The 8,947-nt window shown below is 70.5% G+C and carries 9 protein-coding genes; 3 read left to right on the top strand and 6 right to left on the bottom strand.

Going from position 1 to position 8,947, the window contains the following annotated elements:
* Both I0Q12_RS08840 and I0Q12_RS08835 read right to left on the bottom strand, forming a co-directional pair.
* Positions 1-479 (bottom strand): TIGR02234 family membrane protein (locus tag I0Q12_RS08840; RefSeq protein ID WP_197251573.1); only part of this gene is annotated, 479 nt, incomplete at its 3' end.
* Positions 476-2,053, bottom strand: coding sequence for an anthranilate synthase component I (locus I0Q12_RS08835; protein ID WP_197251572.1), 1,578 nt, complete (start codon positions 2,051-2,053; stop codon positions 476-478). The genes I0Q12_RS08835 and I0Q12_RS08840, both read right to left, overlap by 4 nt.
* Before the next feature lie 56 nt (positions 2,054-2,109).
* Between I0Q12_RS08835 and I0Q12_RS08830 the strand changes: the two genes are divergently transcribed.
* Entirely contained in the window at positions 2,110-2,565 is a 456-nt protein-coding gene (locus I0Q12_RS08830; RefSeq protein ID WP_197251571.1) for a peroxiredoxin, read from the top strand.
* Between the two features lie 6 nt (positions 2,566-2,571).
* Here the strand turns inward: I0Q12_RS08830 and I0Q12_RS08825 are convergent, their stop codons facing one another.
* Together I0Q12_RS08825 and I0Q12_RS08820 are read right to left on the bottom strand one after the other, a co-directional pair.
* Positions 2,572-3,339 carry a dioxygenase gene (locus I0Q12_RS08825; RefSeq protein WP_197251574.1) on the bottom strand — a complete coding sequence of 256 codons (768 nt, stop codon included), beginning with the start codon at positions 3,337-3,339 and terminating at the stop codon, positions 2,572-2,574.
* Between the two features lie 189 nt (positions 3,340-3,528).
* Complete coding sequence (locus I0Q12_RS08820) at positions 3,529-5,196, bottom strand: SLC13 family permease (protein ID WP_197251570.1); 1,668 nt, start codon at positions 5,194-5,196, stop codon at positions 3,529-3,531.
* Between the two features lie 90 nt (positions 5,197-5,286).
* On the opposite strand from I0Q12_RS08820, the gene I0Q12_RS08815 reads away from it, so the two are divergent.
* Together I0Q12_RS08815 and I0Q12_RS08810 are read left to right on the top strand one after the other, a co-directional pair.
* Positions 5,287-6,222 (top strand): universal stress protein, encoded by a 936-nt coding sequence (locus tag I0Q12_RS08815; protein ID WP_197251569.1) that lies wholly within the window; start codon positions 5,287-5,289, stop codon positions 6,220-6,222.
* Positions 6,223-6,302: 80 nt separating this feature from the next.
* Positions 6,303-6,788 (top strand): MarR family winged helix-turn-helix transcriptional regulator, encoded by a 486-nt coding sequence (locus I0Q12_RS08810; RefSeq protein WP_197251568.1) that lies wholly within the window; start codon positions 6,303-6,305, stop codon positions 6,786-6,788.
* 11 nt (positions 6,789-6,799) lie between these two features.
* On the opposite strand, the gene I0Q12_RS08805 is transcribed toward I0Q12_RS08810, so the two are convergent.
* Together I0Q12_RS08805 and I0Q12_RS08800 are read right to left on the bottom strand one after the other, a co-directional pair.
* Positions 6,800-7,813, bottom strand: coding sequence for an alcohol dehydrogenase catalytic domain-containing protein (locus I0Q12_RS08805; RefSeq protein WP_197251567.1), 1,014 nt, complete (start codon positions 7,811-7,813; stop codon positions 6,800-6,802).
* A gap of 111 nt (positions 7,814-7,924) precedes the next feature.
* The gene (locus tag I0Q12_RS08800) at positions 7,925-8,701 is read right to left on the bottom strand and encodes an SDR family oxidoreductase (RefSeq protein WP_197251566.1); all 777 of its coding nucleotides are present in this window, start codon (positions 8,699-8,701) and stop codon (positions 7,925-7,927) included.
* Positions 8,702-8,947 lie beyond the last annotated feature (246 nt).

The raw sequence follows: 8,947 nt of genomic DNA, 5'->3' as shown, positions 1-8,947 counted from the left end.
GTCCGCCACAACACCACCCCCGCGACCAGCGCCGCGACCGCCCCTACCATGGCAAGGACGGCCGGTCCGTAGGCGATGTCGGTGGCGGTGACCGTCGCCCGCGCGGGCAGTTCCGCGATGCGGGCCGCGTCCTCCGGGTCGGCGCCGCCGGCGAACAGTCCGACGGCCGGAACCGCCGCGGCGATCCCGACGGCCGCGACCGCGACCGCGACGATCCGCAGCGCCCAGCCGCGCACCGCGAACGACGCGGCGATCGCGGCGACGAGCACGAGCGCGAGCGGCGTCAGCGAGGCCGCCCAGGTGCCGCCGTCGAGTGTGCTGGTCCGATCCTGTCCCAGCCCGTCGGAGGAGGACACGGTCACCCACGTCATCCGGCTCGATGCCCACAGCGCGAGCGCGGCGACGCCGAGCAGCAGCGCCGCCACGACGGCGGGGCGGCGGCGCGGCGCGGCGGGTGCGGGTGCGACGGGGTCGGTCACTCGGGGTCACCACCGTAGGGGACGAGGGTGGCGGCGGCGGCGACCGCGGACAGCGCGGACATGGCCTTGTTGCGGGCCTCGGTGTCCTCGTAGACCGGATCGGAGTCGGCGACCACCCCGGCACCGGCCTGGACGTACGCGACGCCGTCCTTGACGAGCGCGGTGCGGATGGCGATGGCGGTGTCGGCGTCGCCGGCGAAGTCGAGGTAGCCGACGATGCCGCCGTAGATGCCGCGGCGGGTCGGTTCGAGCTCCTCGATGAGTTCCATCGCGCGGACCTTCGGCGCACCGGACAGGGTGCCCGCCGGGAAGCACGCGGTGACGGCGTCGAGGGCGTGCTTGCCGTCGGCGAGGCGGCCGGTGACGGTCGAGACCAGGTGCATCACGTGGCTGTACCGCTCGATGTGCCGGTAGTCGTGCACCTTCACGGTGCCGGGTTCGCACACGCGACCGAGGTCGTTGCGGCCGAGGTCGACGAGCATGAGGTGCTCGGCGTTCTCCTTCTCGTCGTTGATGAGGTCCTTCTCGAGCAGGACGTCCTCCTCCTCGCTGGTGCCGCGCCACCGGGTGCCCGCGATCGGGTGGGTGGTGGCGACGCCGTCGGAGACGGTGACCAGCGCCTCGGGGCTGGATCCGACGATGGAGAACGCGGTCTCCCCGTCCGGGCCCGGAATGTGCAGCAGGAACATGTACGGGCTCGGGTTCGACGCGCGCAGCATCCGGTACACGTCGATGGGCGCTGCGGGACAGTCGATTTCGAAGCGCTGTGAGAGCACCACCTGGAAGGCTTCACCGGCTTCGATGTCGCCGATGAGCTTGCGGACGTCGGCGCCGAAGCCCTCGGTGGTCCGCTGCCGCCGGTAGTCGGGGGCGGGCTTCGCGAACGTGGAGACGGTGGACGCGGCGGGGGCGGCGAGCGCGGCGGTCATCCGGTCGAGCCGGGCGACCGCGTCGTCGTAGGCCTCGTCGACGCGTTCGTCGGAGCCGTCCCAGTTGACGGCGTTGGCGATGAGCCAGATCGTGCCCTCGTGGTGGTCGACGGCGGCGAGGTCGGTCGCGAGGAGCATGACGAGTTCGGGGATCTGCAGGTCGTCCTCGGCGATCGAGGGCAGCTTCTCGAGGCGCCGGACGGTGTCGTAGCCGAGGTAGCCGACCATGCCGCCGGTCAGCGGCGGCAGGCCGTGCAGGCGCTCGGTGTGCAGGAGCTTCAGGGTTTCGCCGAGGACGTCGACGGGGTTGCCGCCCTGGGGTGCGCCGGCGGGAACGCTGCCGTACCAGGCGGCTTCACCGTCGACGACGGTGAGCGCGGCGGGGCTGCCGGCGCCGATGAACGACCAGCGCGACCAGGAGCGGCCGTTCTCCGCGGATTCGAGCAGGAAGGTTCCGGGCCGGTCGGCGGCGAGCTTCCGGTACGCCGACAGCGGCGTCTCGGCGTCGGCGAGCACCTTGCGGGTGACGGGCACGACGCGGTGCTCGGCCGCGAGTACCCGGAACTCCTCGCGGGTGGTGGTATCGGATCGACCGCGCGCGGACGGGTCGCTGGCTGCGGGAATGGTGGTGGGCTCGCCGGACATGCGCCCATCATCCCAGGGCTGCCGCGAGGGCCGCGCGCGCGGTAGCGTCGCCGGGCATGAGACCCGGTGACATCGCCCCCGATTTCTCGCTGCGCGACCAGGACGGCAAGCTGCGCTCGCTCGGCGAGCTGCTCGCCGACGGCCCGCTGGTGCTGTTCTTCTACCCGGCCGCGTTCACGCCGGTGTGCACCGCGGAGGCCTGCCATTTCCGGGATCTGGCGGCGCAGTTCGCCGCCGTCGGCGCGACCCGCGTCGGGATCAGCGCCGATCCGGTGGACCGGCTCGCGTCGTGGGCGACGCGGCAGAGATTCGACTTCCCGCTGCTGTCGGACCCGGACGGTGTCGCCGCCGCGGCGTACGGGGTGCGGCGCGGGCTGCTCGGGAAGCTGTCCCCGGTCAAGCGGACCACGTTCGTGATCGACACCGATTGCCGCATCCTCGACGTGGTCGCGAGCGAGTTGCGCGCGTCGGTGCACGCGGACCGCGCGCTCGACGCGCTGCGCGCCCGCTGAGCGGGTTCAGTCCACCTGGATCGAGCGTTTCGCCAGGCCCATCCAGAATCCGTCGATGACCTGCCGGGCCGACTGCTCGGGGTTGCTGGACGCACCGAGCGTGACGAACAGCGGCGCGAAGTGCTCGACGGTCGGGTGCGCGTAGGGCATGCCCGGTGCCCGGGTGCGGAAGTCGAGCAGTCCCTCGATGTCGCCGGCCGCGAACCGTTCCCCGGCCCACGCGTCGAACTCGGAGGACCAGCCGGGGGCGGCCGCCTCGGGTCGCATGTCGCGCAGGAACGGCAGGCCGTGGGTGGTGAAGCCGGAGCCGACGATGAGCACGCCCTGCTCGCGCAGCGGCCGCAGGCGCTCGCCGAGGTGCAGCAGCCGCTGCGGGTCGAGGGTGGGCAGCGAGATCTGAAGCACCGGGATGTCGCCGTCGGGGTACATGACGGTCAGCGGCACATAGGCGCCGTGGTCGAGACCGCGGTCGGGCTGCTGCACGACCGGTTCGTTGTCGGGCATCAGCGCCGCGACCTGGCGGGCGAGGTCGGGTGCGCCGGGTGCGGTGTAGGTGACCTCGTAGAAGCGCTGCGGGAAGCCCCAGAAGTCGTAGACGAGCGGGGTGCCGGTGGCGGTGGCGCCGATGGTCAGCGGCGCCGATTCCCAGTGCGCGGACACCACGAGGATCGCCGTGGGTCGCGGCAGGTCCGCTGCCCACCGCTGCAGCTGGGACACCCACAGTTCGCTGTCGACGAGCGGCGGGGCGCCGTGGCTCAGGAACAGGGCGGGCATGGTGCTCATGACACTCCTAAAAGTTGAAGCTTCAACCATCATAGGGGTGCAACGAGCGGATCGCCAAGTTCATTCCCCACCGCCGCGAGCGTGCTCACCCCGGAGAAGACCGAAATGACGGCGGGCGTACCGAGATATCGGTGCACCGACCGTCGTACCGGGCGCCTCCGACCGGCCGGACCGTCCGCGTCAGCCCGTGAACGTGAGCAGCGCCCAGCCCACCCCCACCGCCGACGCGGCGACCGCCAGCGTCAGCGGGATCCCGAACCGCACGAACGTCGCCGTCGAGTACCCGCCCGGGCGCAACACCATGAGGTTCGTCTGGTGGCTGTACGGGTTGAGGAAGGTGAACGAGATGCACGTGCCGATCAGCGTGAGCAGCAGCACCGGATCCAGGTCCGTGGTCGCGGCGATCTGCAGGGCGATCGGGGTCAGGATGGCCGCGGCGGCGGCGTTGGTCACCACGTTCGTCAACACCGTGGTGCCGACGACGAACACCAGCACGATCAACGCGACGTTCCCGGCCGCCAGGGTGAGAACGGCGTCGGAGATGTAGTCCCCGAGGCCGCTGCGCACGACGATCGTGCCCAGCCCCACCGATCCGGCGATGATCGCCAGGATGTTCCAGTTCAGCGCGCGCACGGCCGATCTCGGCGTCAGCACCCCGGTCAGCACCATCAGGACTGCGCCGGCGGTCGCGACGAGTTCGACCGCGAGGACGCCGGACGACGCCGCGGCGATGGTGGCGGCCAGGATGCTCACGGCGATCCACGTCTTCGCGGCCTGCGGCGCCTTGCCGGACAGCTCCCGCCACACCGCCACCAGGGAGTTGTCCGCGAGCGAGTCGGCCGATTCCGCGGTGACCAGGCACAGCCCACCGGGTTGCGCGGGAGCCTCACGCAGCAGCCGATCGGTCTGCGCGGCGATCACCAGGATGTCCTCGTGCTCCTCGAGGTCGCGCACCGACCGGCCCTCGTTGGTGGCGATGGCCACGCGGAACAACCGCTGCGGAACGAGGCCGAAAACCGGGTTCGACCACAGCATCCGGACACCGGCCTCGGTCGCCCGGTACACCAGGACGTCGCCCGACTCGAGCGGACTGTCGATGTCGATGGGGTCGCCCCAGCGGCGGATCTCCACGAGTTCGTACTCCGCCGTGGAACGGACGTCGAGCCGGGATGCGGTGCGGCCGATGGCAAGCGCCCGCGCCGAGATCGGGATCTCGGCCTGCCACGACAGGTCGCGTTCGCCCTCGGCGACCCGTCCTCCGAGCAGCAAGGGTGCGGTGACCGTCAGCACCAGCCAGCCGACGACGGCCACCGGCACCGCGATGGGCACGAACGAGAACATCGACACCCGCACCCCGGCCGGCTCGGCGAGCCCGGCGATGAGCAGATTCGAACTGGTTCCGATCAGCGTCGCCGACCCCGCCAGAGTCGTCGCGTGCGCCACCGGCAGCAGGATTCCGCGCGCCGGGATCCGGGACCGCTGCTCGAGTTCCTTCGTGGCCGGGATGAGCATCGCCACGATCGGGGTCGTGTTGATCAGCGCCGAGACGAACCCGACCGACGGAATCAACCGGCGCAGCACCTGACCCGAGGTGCGAACTCCGGACAGCAGCAGATGGGTGACGCGGGAGACCGCCCCGGTCCGCAGGACGCCTTTCGCGATGACGAGCATCGCCGCGATCGTGATGACGCCGCTGTTGCTCAACCCCGCGAACAGTTCGGCCGGAGTGGCGATCCCGGCCAGGCCCGCGACGACCAGTGCCGTGGCCAATGCCAGGACGGCGGGGGCCTTCCCGGTCGTCATCACGACGAGGGTCGTCACCACAATGAACGCCGCGAGAAGAGCCATGCGAGAGATAGTCTCAACTCGTGTCGCGGCAGGCTCGATCGCCACGCATGTTCGCACGACAGCTGACCATCGGCCGAAGGCGAGGAAGGCATGACATTCGTGAACACCGGAACACACATCGTGGTCGGCATCGACGGATCCGACACCTCGCTCGGCGCCGCGAAGTGGGCCGCAGCGGTCGCCGGGAAGCTGGGCCGGTCACTGCAACTGGTGCATTCGACATCGCACCCCACGCGTCTGCTCGGCATCGGCGATCCGACACTCTCCCAGCAACTGGCGGACAGCCTGACCGAAGACGGCACCCGCATCCTCTCCGAGGCGGTCGCCGAAGTCCGGCAGCACGCACCCGAGACCCAGCTGACGACGCTGGTCGACGAGGAGGCCCCCGCGACCACCCTGCTCACGGCCGCGAAGGACGCGTCGCTCATCGTGGTCGGCGCGACCGGTCGCGGGTCGGTCGAGCGGTGGCTGCTCGGCTCCACCGCGTCCCGGGTGGCCGGCCGCGCGCCGTGCCCGGTCGTGGTGTGGCGCGGCGACCCGGCCGATCCGGGACCGGACACCCGCCCGATCGTCGTCGGCGTGGACGGCACGTCGACATCCGCGAACGCGACCGAAACCGCATTCGGCTTCGCCGAGCTGACGGGCGCACCCGTCACCGCGGTCCGCTCCTGGACCGGCGAATTCGCCGCCGACACCGTGATCACCGACTCGATGCCGATCGTGGGTCCGGCGACGCTCCTCGTCGACTGGGACGCCGTGGCACGCGAGCAGGCGTCGAAGTTGAGCGAGATTCTCGCCCCTTACCGGCAGCGCTTCCCCGACGTGGCGGTCGAGGAGGTATCGACGCGCGGATCCGCGCCACGCGAGCTGCTGCGGGTCCTGGACGACGCCCAGCTCGTGGTCGTCGGCAGCCGCGGCCGGGGCCGCATCGCCGGTGCCCTGCTCGGTTCGACGAGTCAAAACCTGCTGCACCGCGCGGAGCGGCCCGTGATGATCTGCCGCGGGAATCACACCGACCCGAGCTGATCCAAGTGGCCCGGCGCGCGCGAACAGCCGACCCTTTGGCAGGCTAACGAGGAAGCGACGACGGAAGTGAGGACACATCCATGGGCAGCGACAGTCCCCGGTGGCTCGACGCGAACGAGCAGGCCGCCTGGCGATTGCTGGTGTCGGTGATCACCCGGTTGCCCGCCGCCCTGGACACCCAGACCCAGCGCGACTCCGATCTGACGCACTTCGAGTACTTCACCCTCGCACTTCTGTCGGAGGCACCGGACCGGCGCGCCCAGTTGTCCGCCCTCGCGGAATCGGTGAATGCGTCGCTGTCGCGGCTGTCCCATGTGGTCACCCGCCTCGCCAAGCGCGGCTGGGTGTACCGCGAGCCGATTCCGGGCAGCCGCGGCTCGTACGCGGTACTCACCGACAGCGGCTACGAGAAGGTCGTCGAGGCGGCGCCGGCCCACGTCGAGACGGTGCGCCGGCTGGTGTTCGACGGGCTGGACGACGATCAGCTGCGCGCCCTCACCGAACTCGGCAAGGTGCTCGTCGCACAGCTGGACAAGGGGCTCGCCGAGGGGACCGGCAGGGCTTAGGGCAGTTGTGCTCACATGGTGAGCACCATGCGATAGCGCGCGCGTCCCTCCTCGGCGACGGCGTACGCCTGCGCGGCCTCGGACAGGGGACGTTCCTCGATGCGAGCGCGCACTCCGGTCTGTACCGCGAATCGCATCGTCTCCTCGACATCGCGTGCCGTCCCGGACGGGTGACCGGTCACGCTCACCCCGGGCATGATCAGCTGCAGAGGATTGATCGGCAGCGGATCGACCGTCGCGCCGACGACGACGAGTTCGCCCTGCGGCTGCAACCCACCGACCGTCGCGGCCATCGCCGCGGAGTTCGCCGCGGTGGCCAGCACCACCGACACGCCACCGAGTGCCTGCAACGCCTCCGCCACGTCGCCCGCCGAGGAGTCCACGTAGTGATGGGCCCCCAGCTCCAGGGCATCGTCCCGTTTGCCGGCGCCGCGCGCGATGGCAACGGTCTCGAATCCCATCGCGCGGGCGAACTGCACTCCCAGGTGACCGAGACCGCCGAGTCCCAGGACCGCGACCCGGTCGCCGGGTAGTGCCCGGGTCTTGCGCAGCGCGTTGTAGGTGGTGACGCCGGCGCAACCCATGGGGGCGGCCTCCGAGAACGACAGCTCGTCCGGAATCCGGGCGAGCGCAGTGACAGGCACCGTCACCGAGTCGGCGTAACCGCCCGGATAGTGCCAACTCGGCACCTGCAGCTTTTCGCAGTGGATGAATATTCCTCGGCGGCAGGGAACGCACTCGTTGCAGTGGCCGCCGAACCATCCCACCGCGACCCGGTCGCCGATGTCGAAACCGGTGACCCCGGCACCGAGTTCGGCGATGGTTCCGGCGATTTCGTGGCCGGGGGTCAGCGGCCAAGTCGTACCGGGAAATCCCCCATTCACGAAGCCGTGATCGGTGCCGCAGATTCCGCAGGCGGACACCGCAATTCGGACATGTCCGGGATCGGGGGAGGTTGTTTCGGTGTCGACGAGGGTCAGTGCTCCCCCGGCCGACTCGACGTGAACTGCTCGATGTGTGGGCATCTGCATCCTCGCTGTCCGGTGTGGGATCGGGAGCTGGGTCCACCTACCAGTCAAAGGGTTCGACCGGGCACTTGACAAGGGGCCTGCCACCGACAGCGGGAGCGGAACGAGTCAGCGGGTGCCGCTCATGCCCCCGTCCACCGGGATCACCGTGCCGGTGAGGTAGGCGCCGGCCCGCGACGACAGGAAGATCGCGGTGCCCGCGATGTCCTCGGGGCTACCGATGCGCCCGAGCGGGACATTGCCCTCGACCGCGGATTTCAGCGCGGGGTCGTCCAGTATGAACGCCATCATCTTCGTCGGGAAGGGTCCCGGCGCAACGGCGTTCACGGTGATGTGCTCGCGTGCGAGAGTGGCGGCGAGCTTGCGGGTGAGCATGTGCACCGCGGCCTTGGATGCCCCGTACGAGAAGTTCTCGGTTCCCGAGACCACGATCCCGTCGATCGATCCGATGTTGATCACTCGCGCCGGGTCGTCCGGGGTCGCCGCGGCCCGCAACTGCGGCAGCAGCGCCTGCGTCAGCGCGAACACCGAGGTGACGTTGAGGCCCAGGACCTTGTCGAACCCGGAGAGGGGGAACTCGTCGACCGGCGCACCCCAGGTGGCCCCGGCGTTGTTGACCAGCACGTCCACCCGGTCGAAGGTCCGGGTCACGAATGCGGCGAGATCGGCCACCCCCTCCGGGGTGCTCAGGTCCGCCGGATGCGCGACCACGTCACCGAACGCGGACAGTTCCGCGGCGGCCGACTCGCACGCATCGGCCTTCCGAGACGAGATGATGACCCGCGCACCGGCTTCGGCGAAGCCCTTCGCGATCATCGACCCGATGCCGCGGGTGCCGCCGGTCACGACCACGGTCTTGCCCTCGACGTCGAACAGGCCGCTCATCGGGTGGCCTCGAACGATGCGCGGCCGATCCGTAGGCGGGCGGCCGAGATGATAAATGCTTCCCCCATCGGGACTCCTTGTCGTGCGTGCGCGGCGCGGGACGCGGCCCGTGCGACGAGACGATACGGGACCGATTCGTGGCCGGTGGGCAGGGAATGGGATACGTGGTGCGTCCGATGCCGAACACCGCGGAGGCCGGGCGACCCTTCTTCCGAGACCGGGCTCGGCTCATCCGGACGTCACGGG

Origin of the sequence: Rhodococcus sp. CX, assembly GCF_015865005.1 — a bacterium.
In the GTDB taxonomy this organism is placed as follows: domain Bacteria; phylum Actinomycetota; class Actinomycetes; order Mycobacteriales; family Mycobacteriaceae; genus Rhodococcus.
The sequence above is the reverse complement of the archived record's forward strand: the minus strand, read 5'-3'. Positions and strand labels throughout refer to the sequence as shown.